The organism is Paenibacillus anaericanus, from assembly GCF_003994475.1.
In the GTDB taxonomy this organism is placed as follows: domain Bacteria; phylum Bacillota; class Bacilli; order Paenibacillales; family Paenibacillaceae; genus Fontibacillus; species Fontibacillus anaericanus.
On record NZ_RZNY01000020.1, the window covers coordinates 26,366 to 45,834 of the forward strand.

A 19,469-nucleotide genomic window follows, 5' to 3' on the forward strand; every position below is an offset into this window, starting at 1 on the left:
GCGTATTATGAATGTAGATTTATATGATTTTCATCTTCCGGAGGAGTTAATTGCTCAGACCCCGCTCGTGGAACGGAGTGCCTCCAGACTATTAACTTTGAATAAAGAAGACGGTAGCATCAAGCACCATGTGTTTACCGATATACTGGACTATCTACGTCCTGGGGATACACTCGTATTAAATGATACGCGTGTGATCCCTGCACGATTGTTTGGTATCAAAGAAGACACCGGCGCGAAGGCGGAAGTGTTATTACTCAAAGATGTTGGTAATGACCGCTGGGAAGCACTCGTTAAGCCGGGAAAGAAGCTGAAAAATGGAGCCGTAATCATCTTTGGAGATGAACTTAAGGCAACAATTGAGGCTGAAAGTGATATGGGTGGGAGAATTCTCAAATTCTCTTACGAAGGTATCTTCAATGAAATATTGGACCGTCTAGGTCAAATGCCTCTTCCTCCATATATTAAGGAGAAGCTTGACGACCGTGAGCGTTATCAAACCGTATATTCCAAGGTTGAGGGTTCAGCAGCGGCACCTACTGCCGGACTTCATTTCACGGAGGAACTACTTAGCCAGGTTGCAGAAAAAGGCGTCGATATCGCATTTGTAACGCTACATGTTGGACTAGGTACGTTTCGTCCAATGTCTGTAGATAGAGTAGAAGACCATGTGATGCATGATGAGTACTATATTCTGTCGCAGGAAACCGCGGATAAGTTGAATGAGACGAGAGCTAGAGGCGGAAGAGTGATAGCTGTAGGTACGACATCGGCTCGGACTTTGGAGACGGTGGCACAGCAATGTGGGACGGGCCCAATTGTCCCAAGTAGTGGTTGGACGGGGATATTTATTTATCCTGGTTACTCTTTCGGGCTTGTGAATGTTATGCTAACAAACTTTCACTTACCTAAATCAACGTTAGTGATGTTAGTTAGTGCATTGGCGGGGCGAGAACATATTATGAAGGCGTATCATGAAGCGATTGAACAGCAGTACCGTTTCTTTAGCTTTGGTGACGCAATGTTAATTTATTAAAGCAAACGAGGATGGTTGATTATAGTGACAGCACCAATAAGATATGAACATATAAAAACTTGTAAACAATCTGGAGCTAGACTGGGACGAGTCCATACTCCGCACGGTATCATTGAAACGCCTGTATTCATGCCAGTAGGTACTCAGGCCACGGTAAAAACGATGAGCCCTGAGGAACTCAAAGAGATGGATGCCCGTATTATTCTAAGTAATACGTATCATCTATTTCTCCGTCCAGGGCATGAAACGATTAAGGAAGCTGGTGGGCTTCATAAATTTATGAATTGGGATCGGGCTATATTGACGGATAGCGGTGGATTTCAAGTATTTTCTTTAAGTGACATGCGTAAGATTAGTGAAGAGGGTGTGCATTTCCGCTCACATTTGAACGGGGACAAAATGTTCCTATCACCAGAAGTTGCGATGGAAATTCAGAATGCACTCGGCCCGGATATTATGATGGCCTTCGACGAATGTGCACCTTTTCCTGCTGAATATGATTACGTCAAGCATTCTATGGAACGAACGACTCGCTGGGCGGAACGTTGTCTTAAAAGTCATGCTAGGCCGAATGATCAGGGACTATTTGCTATCGTTCAAGGTGGTATGTTCGAAGATCTGCGTAAACAGAGCGCTAGAGATTTGACTTCCCTAGATTTTCCGGGGTATGCTATTGGTGGACTGAGTGTAGGCGAGCCTAAGCATCTCATGTATGAAGTGCTGGATTACACTGTACCTTTTCTACCTACGGACAAGCCTCGTTACTTAATGGGAGTTGGTTCACCGGATGCGTTAATTGAGGGATCTATTCGCGGTATTGACATGTTTGACTGCGTATTGCCAACAAGGATAGCGCGTAATGGGACAACAATGACAAGTCAAGGTAGATTAGTCGTGCGCAACGCTCAGTATGCCAAGGACTTCGGACCACTGGATCCTGAATGCGGATGCTATACTTGCCGGAATTACTCCCGAGCATATCTTCGCCACTTAATCAAAAGTGATGAGACTTTTGGGCTTCGGTTGACTACATACCACAACCTGTATTTCCTGATCAGTTTGATGGGTAAGATCCGCCAAGCGATTATGGATGATAGATTGTTGGATTTCCGGGATGAGTTTTTTGAGCAGTATGGTCTGATTGGCAATACAAAAGGTTTCTAAGTGGTACAAGATATAATCGAAAGGGGGAAGAAAAATGTTTCAATATGCAGCGGCTGGAACTGGTGGCAGCGGCGGTTTACTAACGATGATTGTTCCTTTTGTAATCATGTTTGCAGTATTTTACTTCTTGTTGATTCGTCCTCAGAAGAAGAAACAGCAGACACGTAATGGTATGTTAAATGCATTGAAAAAAGGCGATAAAATCGTAACGATTGGCGGTTTGCACGGAACGATCGTGGAGTTAACTGACGATACAGTTGTTCTACGTGTCAATGATGTGACCAAACTGACATTTGACCGTAATTCGATTAGTCATAGTACGAGTACTAGCTCCGAAACGGAAATGGAAGTACGATAACAAATCGTAAAAACAACAAAGGAAAGAGCCTGTGATTAGATCACAGGCTCTTTCCTTTGTGCGCACTTTCACAGTTAGCTGCGTCTAGGAAGTGGTTGGTGATGAGGTTTGTATACTCGTTCGGCTAATTTGATACCGAGTCCAGAAGCAAGTGTGGCAAGAGCTACTCCGGCTACCATGTCACTCATCCAATGAATTCCTAAATAGAAGATGGAGAAAACGATAATGAAGGCACTGAGCACTGCAATTACGGCCCAGCGGCGGTTCCCTGAACGTACGGCTAGGATTGCCATGGAAACGGATATGGAAGTATGTAAACTAGGAAAACAGTTGTCGAGTCCAGAAAGTGGACGATAGATCGTGTTGAAGTTTGGAAAGGCTTCTAGCATGATAAAAGTCGCACCTGATTGCGGATAAGACCAAACTTCATTTACAGGGACGAACAAGTAAAATGGAATTGCGATCAAGTAGTTAATAATTACAGTGAAACATGTTGCGTATAGAAATACTCCTCTGCGATCCCCCGCAAAAATTCCCAGTGATGCGATGATGAGCGCCTGAAACACAACAAGATAGAAGAACGAGGTCACATGTGTAATCCAAGGCGAGTGGAATAAATTTTGGAATGCTTGAACAAAGTGCCCTTCCAATTCGAATACCCATGGTGTGAAATCAACGTTATAATCCATATGTTTTTCCCATGTAAGTTCAAATTTATTGATGAGCAGAACACCAACCATAAAGATAACCAGAAGCAGAAATCTTCTTGAAGTAAGCAATTCTCTCACTAGAGAGGAAATAGCGGTTAATGGATTTTTTGTAGAGCAAATCCAGATGAACATGATTGATATCAGTCCAGTAAGAAGCGATATCGTTTGTATGGATTCGAAAATCAAGTCGTGAAACCTCCTTATGCTAACTAAAGACTAAACCAGTTTACCATAGGAGGAGATATTTTGAAATTTTAGGCTAAACAACAGCTCACTTTCCGCTTACATTTACTCCTATTACGCCTCCGAGTGCCCCCAGAACGAATGTTGGAATCAGTAGGGCTAAATCGGAGAGAGTGAGGGATGTATCCAAAGCTAAGAAACTAATTAAAAGTAATAAAATTCCATATAACAAGCCTGTGAGGGCTCCTTGATACCATCCCTTTTGCCGAGCACGTTTACCAGATACGATACCTCCCATAACAATTGAAATCGAATGGACTACATAAGTGCACCAGGGGAGTTGAGATTCTTCGAGTAGGCTGAAGTGTAGAAGCAGTGATAATACGAGAGCGCCGATCATCATCCATAAGAAAGCGTACCATAATCCGGAAAGTGTAGGATGAGTGAGGCGAACAGTCAAACGACGGGTGAAATGCATGAGGCGATCCTCCAATCAATGTGATACCACCATTGTATGGTCAAGCCATGAATCTTATTACTTATTATGTTTATTTCGCTCACGCATGGAATAGAGGGAGAACGGTCAGAATAGCAGTACTATGTTCTGCTCGATTCCAGAAATGGAGGGAATTCTTGTGATAACTGAAATTTTGCCGCATTTTCTCCGCACAGTACTCATGTATTTTACTGTTTTTGTTGTCATGAGAATTATGGGAAAAAGAGAAATTGGGCAATTATCCATCTTTGATCTTGTTATTTCAATAATGATAGCTGAGATCGCAGTATTCGTATTAGAGGATATCAAGCGCCCTTTGTATGAAGGTTTTGTTCCCATGCTTACCTTATTATTAATTCAGATTGGTATTGCCAGGCTATCACTTCACAGTCGCAAGCTTAGGCTCTGGACGGATGGCAAACCGAGTGTGATTATCCAACATGGTGAGATTAACCGGGATGTGATGAAGAAACAGCGATACAATCTAGATGATCTTTTTATGCAATTGAGATCTCAAAATATTAGTAATGTGGCGGATGTAGAATTCGCAATCTTGGAAACAAGTGGTCAACTTAGTGTGCTGCATAAAGATAAGAACGGAAATAGTGGAAACTCTAATGAAAGCCACAAGAAAACAAAGAGCACAAAATCTCTTATTTCTATGCTGAAGTATGAATCACTTCCTCTGCCGCTGATTATGGATGGTAAAGTTCAGGACGAAAACCTGGAGCAAATCGGTAAGACTAGATTTTGGTTAAAGAACCAAATCCAATCCAAGGGCATTATGGAGTTCAAACATGTTTTTTTATGTTCTGTTGATCATACTGGCAAAGTATATATCAATTCGAATAAGGATAAGTAACCCAAAGAATTGTATGACTTACCGTAGGAACTTACCGAAAAATGGAACCCGCTTTAAGTCGCTAAAATCAATTAATCCCATTAGGCCAGCTAACAATAGATACAGAATTCCAGATATTACGGAGGCCGCGGTAAGTTGTACTCCTAGAGAAGAACTGATTACAATTTCGTAGAAGACATATTTGCCGACTCCGGCCATAATAACCATTACGCTGATCACCTTTAGGATATCAAGGAATGGAATTCGAAATTTCAGAATGCGTGCTACGCTATATCCATGTAGAACGGTCACAATTATCATGTTAACAATTAAGGCGATAATAGCGCCATATATAGCAAAGTCGGGGTTGGAAGCCAGGTAAAAGATCAATGAAATTTTGATTACAGCCCCGACCAATGTATTAATTAAAGCGCGACCCGGCTTGTCTAGTGCTTGTAGTGTAGCTTGTAGTGGGGCTTGTACGTAAAGAAACAAAGCAAATGGAGCCATCACTTTTAACATCCCTGCAATTTCACTATCATTGTATATAAACATACATATCGGCTCCGCAAGGACATACATCAGAGCTGCAAAAGGAGCTCCGGATACTAGCGCAAGTCGCAGTGATTGATGAAGTCGCAAATGGATGGTTCTCATATCCCCTTGTGCCTGTGCCTCGGCTAAAGAAGGGACCAAAGAGATGGCTAAGGATGAGGTTAGTGCCCCAGGCAGAAGAAGTAAGGGAATGACCATCCCTTGTAGTGCACCGTATTGAGTGGTTGCTATCGCCGTTGCAACACCCGCAATAGCCAAGCTTTGTGCGGTCGTGATTGATTCTAGTAAATACGATAAGGATCCCACTAGCCTACCACCCGTGACAGGAATAGCTATGTTCATAATTCGGCGGAATAAAGGCATGAACAATGTATTGTTATTTGATGTTGTTGAAGGAGTAGCGTGGGAAGCAGACGGTGGATGCTGTCTCTCCTTACGCCGAAGCCTGCTATACTGCCACAAAATCACGACCATACCTACGATCTCACCAGCAACAACACCTAACATCGCCCCTGCTGCCGCATAAGCAATGCCCATCGGTAGTAACAAATAGGAGAACCATAGAACACATACAATGCGAGCTATCGTTTCCATAATGGAAGAAATAGCAGAGGGAATCATATCTTGTTTACCTTGAAAATAACCTCGATACACGGAAGAGACAGCCACGATAATGATCATCGGGCTCATAGCAAGAAACGTTTGATAAACACGAGGATCGGTGAGAACATATTGTGTTACCCAAGGAGCCCCGATGATACTCAAAATTGTAAACAGAATACCGGCACTAACTGTAAATATTAAGCTGGTCCGCAAAATGGAAACAGAACGTTCAGGTTGTCCAGCCGATTCTGCTTCAGCCACGAGTTTGGCTACGGCTAAAGGAATTCCACCTGAAATAATCGTGACTAGGACGATAAAGAAAGGGTAACCTAATTGATAGAGTCCAACACCTTCGGCACCGATGATTCGAGGCAGAAGTATACGGGGAATGAATCCGAGAACGCGGTTAACGATACCCGCAACCATTAGGATCATCGCACCTTGGATAAAGGTTTGCTTATTCAAAATATTTCCCTCTCTCCCGGAAGTCAACATAGATTCTTCATAACATGTAGGTTTAAAGTAGTTATGAATAGTTATGAATATGCAGAACCTGTCCATCTTCATACCACGCATTTTTAGAGATTGTTTGAAAAGAGGTATCTATTTATTACATAGCAATTCCATAGTGATCTTATTTATTTCAGAAGTCTTACAGCAGGAATTGTCAAAATGGGGTAGAATGTAACTTGAGAGGTTGAAGTGGATGGGATGGAAAGAAGGAGGCATAGCCATGGCTGAAGAGGTATTTACCGATAAAGAGTTGAACGAAGCAATTGAAGGTCTATGCCGCAGCAAAGCTGAAGAATTCCGGCTAATCGGGTACGAACATGTGACAGCGTCGGATGTATGGAATTGCGTCAGCCATAAATACGAGAAGGAAGGTACTCCCCCACTGTACCAATTAGTCAATGATATTCTTTCCTTGAAAGTTATCCAATTCATGAACTTTATTACAATTTCCGCCTATCGTGGATCCCAGTTTTAATGAGAGGGGTCTTTTTTGTGATGACATGATGAATCAACCAGAATAACTTTACTTCAATCTATGTAGTACACAAAAATGCCAACAATGATAAATTGACGGTCTTTTCTAGCATCGCTATAATAGGAATATTGAGAATTGAAAGGGGAACGAAGTACGGGATGAAAAGAATTATCGCATTCATAACCGTTGTATTAGTTACAACTGCCGTCATGGCCTTTACAAGCCCAAGTTTGCTTCGAAATGTACACCTCGGCTTGGATTTGAAGGGTGGATTTGAGATCTTGTATGAAGCCACTCCTTATGAGGGTGGAGCTAAAGTTTCGAAGGAGTCACTGGTCAAAACTGCGCAAAGCCTTGAAAAGCGGGCGAATATGCTCGGTACGAGCGAACCGGAAGTTACTACAGAAGGAAGCAATCGGATTCGCCTTAAGTTGGCTGGTGTTACCGATGAGGCTGAAGTTCGTAAGCAAATGAAGGAGCCAGCGGCACTGACGTTCCGCAGTAAGAACGGCACCGAGACATCTGCTGACCAATACAATAAGATAGAAATGGTTGGTACGGATTTTGCTGAAAACGGAGCTAAACTAGAATATACAAATATGAATGAGCCTATCGTTGCTATCAAGGTGAAGAGCAAGGAGAAATTTGCTGAAGTAACCGAGCGTCTGCTTGGTCAGCCTCTGGCTATTTATATGAATGATGAGTTGATTTCAGCACCAACTGTACAAGCTGTCTTAACCGAAGGAACAGCTACGATCAGTGTTGGTGGCGATGTTAATGAAGCTAAGGAGCTTCGTGATAATATCAATCTTGGTGCTTTACCTTTGAAACTAACCGAAAAGTATTCTCAGAGTGTAGGGGCCACACTAGGTCAGCAATCACTAAAAGAAACGATTGAAGCCGGGCTGATCGGATCCGTGTTAATTCTGATCTTTATGATCGTTATGTATCATGTCCCAGGTTTATTTGCAGGTTTTGCCCTGATCGTTCATACCTGGTTGTTGATTCTCGTATTCGTATGGGCGGACTTTACTTTGACCCTACCGGGTATTGCAGCCTTTATTCTCGGTGTCGGGATGGCAGTCGATGCCAATATAATTACAAATGAACGGATTCGAGAGGAAATACGTAGCGGTAGAAGCGTTATGTCTGCTGTTAAAGCGGGTGGTAAGCATTCACTACGTACGATTTTGGATTCTAACATTACAACCATTATCGTTGCTCTCGTTATGTTTGCCTATGGTACAGGTGCTGTTAAAGGATTTGCTCTTGTACTCGTAGTGGAAATTGTACTAAGTATCGCCACGAACATTTATTTCTCCCGTTTCTTGCTAAACCTGTTGCTTAAATCGGGTAAGCTGTTGAAACCGAAGTACTTCGGGGTAAAGGAGCGTGATATTCGTGAGCTTTAATACAAAGAAACTTAACAAAAATCTTAATTACGTACATCTTAGTAAACATTTCTTCAGGCTATCGATTATCTTGACTATTATTGGAGTTATTAGTTTGGCGGTATTTGGACTTAACTATGGCGTCGATTTTAAGGCAGGATCGAATGTCGATATCACCCTTTCAAGAACACTAACTGAAGAACAAATTCAACCGATTTTAAAACAAATCGGTATTGATGAAGGTTCGGATATTACGCTTGGCGATAATCGAATGAATATTCGTTTCAACGAAGTGTTGAACGAAGATAATGATCACTTGTTGAAACAAGAAATCTTGAAACTGGATGATAAGGCTTCGTTTGAAGTGAACACTGTCGATACAGAGATGGCCAAAGAACTGGCTGCGAACGCCATTAAAGCAGTTCTTATCTCTTGTATCGGGATTATTATTTATGTAAGTATTCGCTTTGAATGGCGGTTCGCTGTTGCGGCTGTTATAGCACTATTGCATGATGCTTTTATGGTAGTCACTGTATTCTCGATCTTCCGTCTGGAAGTGGATTTGACATTTATTATCGCCGTTCTAACGATTATTGGTTATTCCATTAACGATACCATCGTTATCTTTGACCGGATTCGGGAGAATATGCGCTTTAGTAAGCTGAAGACACGTGAAGATCTTATCAAACTGGTAAATAATAGTGTGTCCCAGACGATTATGCGCTCCCTTTATACTGCATTAACTGTATTTATAGCGGCGTTCTTCCTGTTCTTGCTAGGCGGGGAGTCGATACGGATGTTCTCACTCGCTATGGTAATAGGTCTATTGTTTGGAGCTTATTCCACAATCTTTATTGCGAGTCCCATTTGGTTCGTGCTTAAGAGTAAGCAAAAGAATAATTCGGCTAAAACGTCCAAAGCGACTAATTAGTATTGTATTGGCATAAAAGAAGCCGCGTCGACTTTGACGCGGCTTTGCCACTCTTTTCAGTCATAAGGTGTTTCAGGGGGGATATTATGAACCGAGAACAATCCGTTCCGTATCAATCCGCTGCTTGGCTAAGCATTATAAACAATATTCTCCTTGCCCTGTTTAAAGGTGGAGTGGGTCTGTTATTTGACAGCCAAGCTCTCCTTGCTAATGCATTGTATTCGGCAACGGATGCTGCGACAGGCGTAACAGAGAAAATGCAGATACCCGGTCGCTGGAAACGAAGAATATCAGACGGCGCTATTTTTCGCATTGAAACGAAGGAACCGCTAATTGCTATTCTGTTCTCCATCCTTCTTCTTCTTGGAGGTCTTCAAATGGCTATTTCGTCTGCTATAGTCATCTCTAAGGGCGAAATTGCTCCGCCAGGTTATATGGCAGGAGTAGCGATTGTCATCTCTATCGCTTTGAAGGAATTAGTATTTCAATATCGTTATCGTCAAGATCGTAAGAACAACACCGAGGGCTCGCGTTCTTACATTGAAATGCATCGTTATTCGGTATACACCTCTGTGATAGTTCTAGTTGGTGTTTTCGGATCCATGACTGGCCAAGCCTTACAATTATCAGCTATGTTATATTTCGATCCAATAGCTGCATTTTGCGTGTCTTTGTTGGTTTTGTGGAGGGGATATGGTATCGTACGTGCTTTTGTTTACGGTCCAATTATCTCGCAATTGCAGGAAGAAGATGCAAGTGACTTTATAGAGACAGTTCAACGAGTACATGGTGTAATTATGGTTAACGATATAAAAGCTCAGGAGAACGGTCATTATGTGAGCGTAGTAGCTCGAATTAGTGTTAACCCACGTATTTCTGTTTCGGAAGCAAACGATATAGCAAATCGTGCGAAGGTACTGCTATTGCACAGGTTTTCTCATGTTGGAAATGTTAGTATTCAAGTGTTACCTTATGATCCTGGTTACCCGTATAAAAGCAATCATTCAGAATCAGACAGCGATCTGCCGACCCTGCTTCAATAGCAGCATAGGTGGTAGGCAAGGTGGAAGAAAGTAGGTGTAAAATTTGCTTCATCCGAAATATAGTTGGAAGTCACTACAATCTGATGAAGGTAAAGCAAAGCTTCTATCTGAACAGTTAAATATATCTCCTCTTGTTGCTTCATTACTCATGACTAGGGGTATTAGTGATTTGAATGAGGGAAAACGTTTCTTATATGGAACTTTGGCAGATATTCATGACCCGTTCCTGCTCCACGGAATGAAGGAAGCGGTTGCACGTATCAAGGCTGCAGTGGACAACGGCGAGCGCATCTTAATATATGGAGACTATGATGCAGACGGAGTGTCATCCACTGCGTTGATGGTTCATCTGATGCGTCGTTTAGGAGCTGATTTTGATTACTACATTCCTCATCGTTCCAAAGAAGGTTATGGACTTCATATTCATGCTCTAGAACAGTTTCATAAAAATGGGTTTACACTTGTCGTTACTGTGGATACTGGGATTAGTGCTGTAGAACAAATTGAGTATGCCAATCAAGTTGGTATGGATGTGATTGTGACAGATCACCATGAACCACCGGCCGTGCTTCCTAACGCATTTTCTCTTATAAATCCTAAACTTCCCTATTGTACATATCCATTTAAAGGATTAGCGGGAGTGGGGGTTGCTTATAAACTGGCCCTAGCTTTACTTGGGGAGGATACTCCGCTCGAATGGACGGAGCTTGCTGCGTTAGGTACTATAGCCGACTTAATGCCGCTAACAGGTGAGAATCGTCTTATTGTTACCTATGGATTGAAATCTATGGCTCACTCAGCCTTCCCTGGTATGACTGCGCTTTTGGGGGTTGCAGGATGCACAAAAGACGAAGTAACCTCAACCAATGTGGCGTTTGGTCTCGCCCCTCGTATCAATGCTAGCGGACGAATGAGTCATGCCACTAGAGCAGTCTCTTTGCTTACCTCAACAAGTGTCGAAGAGGCAGAGAGTATTGCGAACGAATTAGATATATTAAATAAAGAACGTCAGCTTCTTGTTGAAGATATTGCTAATGAAGCTCTTATTCAATTAGAGTCCAAGGAACAAGCAGGCAATTTACCTGATGTTATCGTAGTGGCAGGAGAAGGTTGGAATGTGGGTGTCGTAGGGATCGTTGCCTCCAAAATTCTAGAACGTTATTATCGTCCCACTATTGTACTTGGAATAAATCCGGAAACTGGTGATTGTAAAGGTTCAGCGCGTTCGATTCCGGGTTTTGATATCTATGAAGCATTAACACATTGCTCTGATTTAATGGATCATTATGGGGGGCATCCTGCTGCAGCCGGTATGTCACTTTCTAGAGAACAATTAATCAATTTTGAACAGCGACTTAATGAATTTGCCTCGGGCAAGTTGGAACCTGAACATTTCATTCCTACTTTGCTAACAGACCTAGAATGTCCCTTGCAAGAAATAACACTGCCTGTTATTGAGCAGTTAGAAGAACTTGCTCCTTTCGGGATGGGGAATACTTGTCCACGTCTTCTCATCCGCGGTGTTAAGTTACTAGAATGCCGGCAAATGGGTAAGGAAGGGAAGCATTTAAAACTACTAGTTAGTCAAAATGGGAAGACGGTGGAGGCAGTCGCCTTTGGTAAAGGCGAGTTAGCTCCAATCCTCGCGAGTGAATCGGTTCTTGATCTTGTAGCTGAAGCAGGGATTAATGAATGGAATGGGGCGCGCAAGCCTCAATTGTTAATTCAAGATCTCTGTGTATCTCATGTTCAGGTATTTGATTATCGTGGATCACGTTATCCAGCTACTAAGTTAGATGAATTACGCGAGAAACTGGTTAGTATATCTGCATGTTCCCTTGGAACGATGGCGATTGTGAGTGATAATGGGGCAGATGCATTAATGGGAATTGATTTGAAACAGACTGCACATTGGGTATATGATTATAGCGCTGGGGTGAAACCGATGAATGAAATTGCAACATCGGAAGGTTCAGCAGCTGTGAAGACACTGTTTGTACTGGGGCTTCCGGAATCATCTAACATGTGGAGTAAGATGATAGGGAAGTTCGGATCTCTGGAAAGAGTTTTCTTGCTCCATCCTAAGCAGCGTGAGGATCATGAGGTAGTGCAAGCTCCTTCTCGTGAACAATTTAAAGGCGTATATGCCTTACTTAGAAAACATGGTTACCAACCGATTCAGCAAGATGAATTGGTAAAGGCGATGATGGGTAGAACGGGATTATCGAGACGAATGCTGGATTTGACTTTGGATGTGTTCGAAGAATTAGGCTTTATTATTCGGACTTCGAGAATCATAACTTTGAATGAGACTCCTTCTAAGCAACCGCTCGAATCATCGAGTCGCTATATAGAGCTAGGTATGCTTGCGGAAATGGAGCAGATGCTGCTTCATGGTGGTGTTCCACAAATCACGAAATGGATGCTTGATCAGATGCAAGGTGCATCTTAAGGACTAACGTTTAAATTATAGGAGGAGATTTCATTGGATTTCAAAAATTATATTCGGGTGATTCCCGATTTTCCACAACCAGGTATCAGCTTCAAAGATATAACAACGTTACTTAGCGATGGTGAAAAATATCGTGAAGCGATCAATGAGTTAAAGAAACTGGTAGCTGATTTGAAAATCGATCTAATAGCAGGTCCTGAAGCGCGTGGTTTCGTAGTCGGAGCCCCGCTTGCCTATGCACTAGGTGTTGGGTTTGTGCCGATTCGTAAAAGCGGAAAGCTTCCGTATGAAACGATTGAAGTTGGTTATGATCTTGAATACGGTAAAGATACTTTGGCTATGCATAGCGATGCTATCAAACCAGGCCAAAATGTGTTGATTGCTGATGATTTATTAGCGACAGGTGGTACTATTTCAACATCTGTAAACTTGGTCAAGCAATTGGGTGGTAATATCGTGGGTACGGCTTTCCTAATTGAACTTAGTGAGTTGAATGGACGAGAAAAGTTAGACGGTATTGATGTATTCTCGCTCATGACATATTAATAATGGATTAACAAAAAGTCCCTGACGCCATATGGCGCAGGGACTTTTTAATGTTCCGTTTGAACTTAATGTGAAGCTTCTTCCTTCTCATTGGACAGACCAAGTACTTGAAGTAGTTTGAAGAATAGGCTGAGCAACATACCGACGATCGTAGCAAGGGCCATTCCCTTTAATTCTACGTCGCCCATAGTTAATTTGGTTCCGCTAAGACCGATAACTAATACGATACTGGTAAGCAACAGATTCGTTGCCTTGGAATAATCAACTTTTTGTTCTACCAGAATACGTAGTCCCGAAGCAGCGATTACTCCGAACAAGAGTAGGGATACACCACCCATAACCGGTACGGGAATGAATGATATTACCGCAGAGAACTTACCGGAGAATGAGAGTAGAATTGCAAAGATGGCTGCGCCACCAATAACAAAGATTGAATATACTTTGGTTAGTGCCATAACTCCGATATTCTCGCCATAAGTTGTATTCGGTGTTGATCCAACGAAACCGGATATTACGGTAGAAATACCATTTCCCATCAACGAACGGTGTAGACCTGGATCTTTAGAAAGATCTTTACCAACGATGTTACTAGTTACAAGTAAATGTCCAATATGCTCAACGATAACGACGAGAGCAGCCGGAATGATTGTAATAATAACGGAGAGATCCCACTGTGGAGTAGTTACTGTTGGAAGTGAAATCCAATGAGCTGCAGCAATGTTAGCCGTTTGCACTTCGCCAAGTATATAAGCAAGTCCGTAACCCACGCTGATACCAATTAGAATGTGAATAATCTTCGGAAATCCACGGAAGAGAACGGCACCCAAGACGGTGACACCCAGCGTAACCATCGACAACATGATTGTTGTTGGATCAGCTGTCCATGACTCAGATGAATCTGAAGAGATCAGACCAGCCATTCCAGCGGCAACGGGGATTAGCTCGAGACCAATCAGGGCTACAATGGCACCCATAGCGGCTGGAGGGAACACAACATCAATCCATGAGGTACCCACATATTTGATAAGTAGACCGACTAAGATAAAGACGATACCGGTAACGATAAACGCTCCGAGAGCGAGTGCATAGCCATTTCCGGAACTGGCATGGTTCGCTAGAACTACAGATACTGGAGAGATGAAGGCAAAGCTTGATCCGAGATAAGCCGGAATTTTACCTTTGCAGACAAGGATGTATAGCAGCGTACCTACTCCGTTCATGAGCAAGATCATACCTGGATCTACATGGAAAAGATTTGGCACGAGCACGGTGCTTCCGAACATGGCGAATAGATGTTGCAGACTTAGCAATATGCCAGGTCCAAATGGTACTTTCTCATTAACTTGAATTTCGCGTTGCAAACAGAGTCACTCCTCTAATTTTACGTTCATAGTATATCTATCCTTAATAGATTAAATATAAAGCCGACATTTTTCAACAGAAAAATTTAATATATAACATAATATGTGAACTATCCTGAATTCAACATGAGGTATTTGCGCAAAAAAAGACCCGGAAGTCAGACACCTTCTATAGGTGCTATCTTCCGGGTCACGTATAACAACTTAAAATTTATTCATTTGCTGTTCGGCGATGTCCCCGGCAATTGGGAGTTTGAACTGTTTGCCCTGTAGCGCTAATAACATCAGTACGATCCATAGAATGAAAGTTAAAGGTGTAAGAATGAAGGATACAATCGTACCGATAATTGGAATTAATCCAAGTACAATATTGACGACTGTAAGTGAGCCAAATACAATGATCGATTGTAAAGCGTGAAATTTAACAAATCGATTTTCTTTTTCTACGACAAGAAAGATGATTCCTGTAATAAATGCACCGAGATAACAGAGAAGTCCAGCTACTTTGGGATCTAATCCGGTTGTGGATGGTCCTAAATTAGTTTCATTCATGAGAATGTAATGTCCTCCTAAATATGTAATGGTTTTTCACATAAGTATTCGTCGACCATGGAAAAAATACCTTTTTTTACCCATTATACTTTTTGATACAAGAATTTTGGTGGAATTATCAGTAATTTGCGTTGCAACTAGCGCAAGAGTTGACGGAAGGAGACACAAGAGTCATAATTATAGGCAAATCAAAATTGGGGGACGAATGCCCTCTTACATGTAAATTCAAGTTTATTTTCCATATAGAAAGGAAACGAATAGTATTCAATGGGCATAGAGCGATTACTTGAGAAAGCCTCCACTTATATAAAAGAACAAGATCTCCAGCGCATTCAGAAGGCGTACGACTTTGCAGAGCAAGCCCATCACGGACAACTTCGCAAATCAGGAGAACAATATATTTTGCATCCTTTGGCGGTTGCAGAAATTGTAGTGGGTATGCAGATGGACGTTCTGTCAATCATTGCTGCGCTTCTTCATGATGTAGTGGAGGATACAACCGTTTCTTTGAAAGAAATAAAGGATCAGTTTGGCAATGATTGTGCACTTCTAGTCGACGGGTTAACTAAGCTGGAGCGAATTAAGTTCCGATCCAAGGAAGAACAGCAAAATGAAAATTATCGAAAGATGTTCATTGCCATGGCGCAGGATATTCGAGTAATTGTCATTAAGCTCGCGGATCGACTTCATAACATGCGAACGCTGAAGTATCAGTCGGAAGAGAGCCAACGGCGGATTGCCTATGAGACTTTAGAAATATTTTGCCCCATTGCTGATCGACTAGGTATTTCTGCGATCAAATGGGAAATGGAAGATATCGCGCTTCGGTATTTAAACCCGCAGCAATACTACCGTATTGCTAATTTGATGAGCAAAAAGCGGGCGGAACGAGAAGAGTTTATTGAAAATGTCATTTCTCGTATTGTTGAAAAGCTGCAGGAAATGGGTGTAGAGGCTGAATTATCTGGTCGTCCGAAACATATTTATAGCGTTTATAAGAAGATGACGACGAAGAATAAGCAGTTTAATGAAATTTATGATTTGCTGGCGATTCGAATTATAGTGGATAATATTAAAGATTGTTACGCTACTTTGGGAATCATTCATACCCTTTGGAAACCGATGCCGGGACGTTTCAAAGATTACATTGCAATGCCTAAAGCGAATATGTATCAATCTCTTCACACTACTGTGGTTGGTCCTAAGGGTGAGCCTACGGAAGTGCAGATTCGAACACGTGAAATGCATCAGACTGCGGAATTTGGTATTGCCGCCCACTGGGCTTACAAAGAAGGAACTGATGTTACTACTCCAGAGAATAAGATGACTTTCTTCCGCGAGATATTAGAATTGCAGCATGAAGCGAAAGATGCATCTGAGTTTGTTGAATCTCTTAAAATGGACTTCTTCTCTGATTTGGTGTTCGTATTTACACCGTCCGGCGAAGTTGTAGAATTACCAATCGGTTCTGTACCGCTTGACTTTGCTTTCCGAATTCATACTGAAGTAGGCAATCGTACGATTGGAGCTAAAGTTAACGGTAGAATTGTGCCGCTTGACCATAAGTTGAAAACAGGGGACATTGTTGAAATTCTGACTTCCAAACATTCTTATGGCCCAAGTCAGGATTGGCTCAAGATTGCACAGTCTTCTCATGCACGCAGTAAAATTAAGCAATGGTTCAAGAAAGAGAAACGGGAAGAGAATGTCGAGAAGGGTCGCGAAGCGATTGAACGCGAGCTTAAGCGCGCGGGTATTGAAGTTTCCCCTTGGATGACAGACGATAAGCTTATGGAAGCTGCTAAGAAATATTCCTTTAATGATATCGACGATATGTTGTCGGCTATTGGATTCGGCGGGATAACAGCAGCGCAAGTGGTTACCAAGCTAACTGAGAAGTTACGTAAGGAACAGGAAGAGTCCGGCCATATCGAACTCACCTCGGAAGTGAAGGAAGTCAAAGCAGCACCGGCGGAGCGCAGACGTCCAACTAATGGTGTAGTTGTGAAAGGTATTGATAATCTGCTCGTTCGTTTTGCCAAATGTTGTAATCCTGTGCCGGGTGACGACATTATTGGTTATATTACACGCGGACGAGGGATTTCCGTTCATCGCAGTGACTGTGCTAACATTTTGTCAGGAATCGATAGTGATGAAGCAGCTCGTGTGATTGAAGTGGAATGGGAGAACGCTGTGGAAGCCAACTATAGCGTCGACATTGAGATCACGGGACATGACCGTAGAAATTTTCTTAATGAAGTATTGCAGGCTGTATCAGAAAGTAAAACAAATATGTCGGCCGTCTCTGGTCGGTCTGATAAGAATAAAATGGCTTTGATTCACATGACGATATTAATTCGTAATACAGATCATCTTCAATCCGTCGTGGAGAAAATCAAACGGGTGAAGGACGTTTATACCGTGCACCGTATTATGCAATAGGCGTCTTTGGTCTGAACGGTTACAGAAATTAAGGGGTAAGTTGATATGAGAATTGTCGTTCAAAGATGTAAGAGTGCTAAAGTAACGGTGGATGGACAAGTGGTCGGTCAGATAGCTCATGGACTGTTGTTATTAGTAGGAATTACACATGATGATACAGAAAAAGATGCCCTGTATCTGGCGGAAAAAGTATCTGGTTTACGTATTTTTGAAGATGAAGAAGGTAAACTAAATCACAGCGTACTGGATATTGGCGGGGCGATCCTGTCAGTATCCCAGTTCACATTGTATGGAGATTGCCGCAAAGGAAGACGACCGAATTTCATGGCAGCGGCAAAATCCGATGTTGCATCACCTTTGTATGATCAATTTAACGAGTTGCTTAGGAGTAAAGGATTGACCGTTGAAACTGGGCTATTTGGCGCAGAGATGGATGTGGAACTGGTCAATTGGGGACCCGTGACCATGATCTTGGATAGCCCAACCTTAGCCTAAGAGTCGGACAAGTTGAATGGGATAGGAAGCACCTTTTGTGGATAAGCTTTCATAGAAGAGATGATTCCACTGCATAAAGGAGTTCTATCACATGCGTCAATCTATGAAGCCTAGACAATGGCAATATGCACCACTTCTGACGTCTGGAAGTTCTGAGGAAACAGGCATGTTGTCCAGAATAGCTCACAATGAGGAATTTGTTACGTTGCTTCAGGAGGTTAAACCTTCGGTTGGGTTGACTCCTCGTTCAGGCAAGTGAAAATATAATTTAATATGGATGATGCGAAAGAGCCTGCGGGTTCTTTTTTTTTGCATTCAGGTTTGTTATAAAGTACTCTCTTTCGGGTAATAACAACTTAGATGGATTAAAGGTTGTATAGAAAAGGAGAGATGGTCAAAATGTCCAAACACATTCAGGCTTATTTTAAAAGTGAAGACGACGCGGAAGGTGCTAGAAGCAGTCTCCTACCACTCGGGTTAGAACAGTTAGAGGTAGGACATCTTGATCAGGCGATGGGTAGAACCTCTAATTTGCAAGTTCCTTTGTCTCCTGCAAATACTGGATCTATGGCGACAGGAAATGTCGTTGCTACGGGAGGGTACTCTGGAAGCACACCCTCCCTTGGTATAATTCCGATTGTATCTTCGAATGTAGCCGATGGTGAGGTTGAACGGCCTGACGAAGCGTTAGATGCAGTAGTTGGCTTTGAAAATATTGGAGATGTTGATTCTGACTTGCAATATGTGCTCAACGCTAAAGTGAAGGATAGCGAGTACGATGATGTCGTTCAAAAGTTACGCAGTCAAGGAGCGTATGTGGCGCAACTTAATGAGTAGGACAACAATTGTAGCGCTTTCATTTTTGTAATATAACTGTAATGTTAGGATCATGTTCCTTTAACATTGTCTGCTTATAATAACAGCATGACCCCCTTTTAATATATTACTTTTGGACCTGCACCCCGTTGGTGACAGGTCTTTTTCTTTGTTTGTCTTGACTTTGTGGCAAGGGTTACTTAAAATCAGGAAATATACAGTTTGTTTTATACTTATTCGATGACGGGAAAAAGTACTTCAGCTCCACATCCACAGAGAGGAATCCCAGACTTTGCGCCACTACCCATGTTATGTTGGAACCTAGTGGCTTATGTAGAAGTCAGGCTGGAAGGATTCTGGTGATGATTGAACGAAAGACTTCTCAGAGAACCGACGACGAAATACGGACGAGTAGGGCGATCCTATTCAGCTGATAAAGTAGACGATTGGCGTAGGCGGGCGATAACCGCTTTGAGCGAATGCCATATTTACTACGGGGCAACCTA

General features: G+C 42.3%; 19 protein-coding genes. 14 read left to right on the forward strand and 5 right to left on the reverse strand.

From position 1 onward, the window contains the following. The first annotated feature begins 7 nt into the window (after positions 1-7). Genes queA through yajC form a run of 3 tightly spaced genes read left to right on the forward strand, consistent with a single transcriptional unit; the run spans position 8 to position 2,558 of the window. Positions 8-1,036 carry a tRNA preQ1(34) S-adenosylmethionine ribosyltransferase-isomerase QueA gene (gene queA / locus EJP82_RS20270; protein ID WP_127193883.1) on the forward strand — a complete coding sequence of 343 codons (1,029 nt, stop codon included), beginning with the start codon at positions 8-10 and terminating at the stop codon, positions 1,034-1,036. A gap of 24 nt (positions 1,037-1,060) precedes the next feature. Then, positions 1,061-2,200, forward strand: coding sequence for a tRNA guanosine(34) transglycosylase Tgt (tgt, locus tag EJP82_RS20275; RefSeq protein WP_127193884.1), 1,140 nt, complete (start codon positions 1,061-1,063; stop codon positions 2,198-2,200). Between the two features lie 34 nt (positions 2,201-2,234). Further along, positions 2,235-2,558 carry a preprotein translocase subunit YajC gene (yajC, locus tag EJP82_RS20280; RefSeq protein ID WP_127193885.1) on the forward strand — a complete coding sequence of 108 codons (324 nt, stop codon included), beginning with the start codon at positions 2,235-2,237 and terminating at the stop codon, positions 2,556-2,558. 74 nt (positions 2,559-2,632) lie between these two features. On the opposite strand, the gene EJP82_RS20285 is transcribed toward yajC, so the two are convergent. Together EJP82_RS20285 and EJP82_RS20290 are read right to left on the reverse strand one after the other, a co-directional pair. Next, positions 2,633-3,454: a phosphatase PAP2 family protein gene (locus EJP82_RS20285; RefSeq protein WP_246054324.1), complete on the reverse strand. Its 822-nt coding sequence runs from the start codon at positions 3,452-3,454 to the stop codon at positions 2,633-2,635. An 85-nt stretch (positions 3,455-3,539) separates the two neighbouring features. After that, on the reverse strand, positions 3,540-3,929 hold the full coding sequence (locus tag EJP82_RS20290) for a TIGR04086 family membrane protein (RefSeq protein ID WP_127193886.1): 390 nt from the start codon (positions 3,927-3,929) through the stop codon (positions 3,540-3,542). A gap of 199 nt (positions 3,930-4,128) precedes the next feature. Between EJP82_RS20290 and EJP82_RS20295 the strand changes: the two genes are divergently transcribed. Continuing rightward, a complete protein-coding gene (locus tag EJP82_RS20295; protein WP_246054335.1) occupies positions 4,129-4,809 on the forward strand; it encodes a DUF421 domain-containing protein in 681 nt (226 codons plus the stop codon). Between the two features lie 18 nt (positions 4,810-4,827). On the opposite strand, the gene spoVB is transcribed toward EJP82_RS20295, so the two are convergent. Continuing rightward, positions 4,828-6,411, reverse strand: a complete 1,584-nt coding sequence (gene spoVB / locus EJP82_RS20300) for a stage V sporulation protein B (RefSeq protein ID WP_127193887.1) — start codon at positions 6,409-6,411, stop codon at positions 4,828-4,830. Positions 6,412-6,679: 268 nt separating this feature from the next. Here spoVB and EJP82_RS20305 point away from each other — a divergent pair, with 268 nt between their 5' ends. The 6 genes from EJP82_RS20305 (at position 6,680) to EJP82_RS20330 (ending at position 13,297) form a co-directional block, all read left to right on the forward strand. After that, on the forward strand, positions 6,680-6,934 hold the full coding sequence (locus EJP82_RS20305) for a post-transcriptional regulator (protein WP_127193936.1): 255 nt from the start codon (positions 6,680-6,682) through the stop codon (positions 6,932-6,934). A gap of 158 nt (positions 6,935-7,092) precedes the next feature. Continuing rightward, complete coding sequence (gene secD, locus EJP82_RS20310) at positions 7,093-8,346, forward strand: protein translocase subunit SecD (protein ID WP_127193888.1); 1,254 nt, start codon at positions 7,093-7,095, stop codon at positions 8,344-8,346. Further along, the gene (gene secF / locus EJP82_RS20315; protein ID WP_425464356.1) at positions 8,327-9,256 is read left to right on the forward strand and encodes a protein translocase subunit SecF; all 930 of its coding nucleotides are present in this window, start codon (positions 8,327-8,329) and stop codon (positions 9,254-9,256) included. The genes secD and secF overlap by 20 nt, the downstream gene beginning before the upstream one ends. An 86-nt stretch (positions 9,257-9,342) precedes the next feature. Next, positions 9,343-10,299, forward strand: a complete 957-nt coding sequence (locus EJP82_RS20320) for a cation diffusion facilitator family transporter (protein ID WP_127193890.1) — start codon at positions 9,343-9,345, stop codon at positions 10,297-10,299. A 43-nt stretch (positions 10,300-10,342) separates the two neighbouring features. Continuing rightward, a complete protein-coding gene (gene recJ / locus EJP82_RS20325; protein WP_127193891.1) occupies positions 10,343-12,751 on the forward strand; it encodes a single-stranded-DNA-specific exonuclease RecJ in 2,409 nt (802 codons plus the stop codon). A gap of 33 nt (positions 12,752-12,784) precedes the next feature. Then, positions 12,785-13,297: an adenine phosphoribosyltransferase gene (locus EJP82_RS20330; RefSeq protein ID WP_127193892.1), complete on the forward strand. Its 513-nt coding sequence runs from the start codon at positions 12,785-12,787 to the stop codon at positions 13,295-13,297. A 65-nt stretch (positions 13,298-13,362) separates the two neighbouring features. Here EJP82_RS20330 and uraA read toward each other — a convergent pair whose 3' ends face one another. Together uraA and EJP82_RS20340 are read right to left on the reverse strand one after the other, a co-directional pair. Beyond that, positions 13,363-14,658 carry a uracil permease gene (gene uraA / locus EJP82_RS20335; protein WP_127193893.1) on the reverse strand — a complete coding sequence of 432 codons (1,296 nt, stop codon included), beginning with the start codon at positions 14,656-14,658 and terminating at the stop codon, positions 13,363-13,365. A gap of 204 nt (positions 14,659-14,862) precedes the next feature. Continuing rightward, entirely contained in the window at positions 14,863-15,210 is a 348-nt protein-coding gene (locus tag EJP82_RS20340; protein WP_127193894.1) for a DUF4870 domain-containing protein, read from the reverse strand. 267 nt (positions 15,211-15,477) lie between these two features. Between EJP82_RS20340 and EJP82_RS20345 the strand changes: the two genes are divergently transcribed. The 4 genes from EJP82_RS20345 to EJP82_RS20355 all read left to right on the forward strand — a co-directional run bounded on the left by EJP82_RS20345 (position 15,478) and on the right by EJP82_RS20355 (position 18,984). After that, on the forward strand, positions 15,478-17,652 hold the full coding sequence (locus EJP82_RS20345) for a RelA/SpoT family protein (protein WP_127193895.1): 2,175 nt from the start codon (positions 15,478-15,480) through the stop codon (positions 17,650-17,652). Between the two features lie 45 nt (positions 17,653-17,697). Continuing rightward, complete coding sequence (gene dtd, locus EJP82_RS20350) at positions 17,698-18,147, forward strand: D-aminoacyl-tRNA deacylase (protein WP_127193896.1); 450 nt, start codon at positions 17,698-17,700, stop codon at positions 18,145-18,147. 91 nt (positions 18,148-18,238) lie between these two features. Next, a complete protein-coding gene (locus tag EJP82_RS28015) occupies positions 18,239-18,406 on the forward strand; it encodes a hypothetical protein (protein ID WP_170220251.1) in 168 nt (55 codons plus the stop codon). A 140-nt stretch (positions 18,407-18,546) separates the two neighbouring features. Further along, entirely contained in the window at positions 18,547-18,984 is a 438-nt protein-coding gene (locus tag EJP82_RS20355) for a hypothetical protein (protein WP_127193897.1), read from the forward strand. The last annotated feature ends 485 nt before the right edge of the window (positions 18,985-19,469 follow it).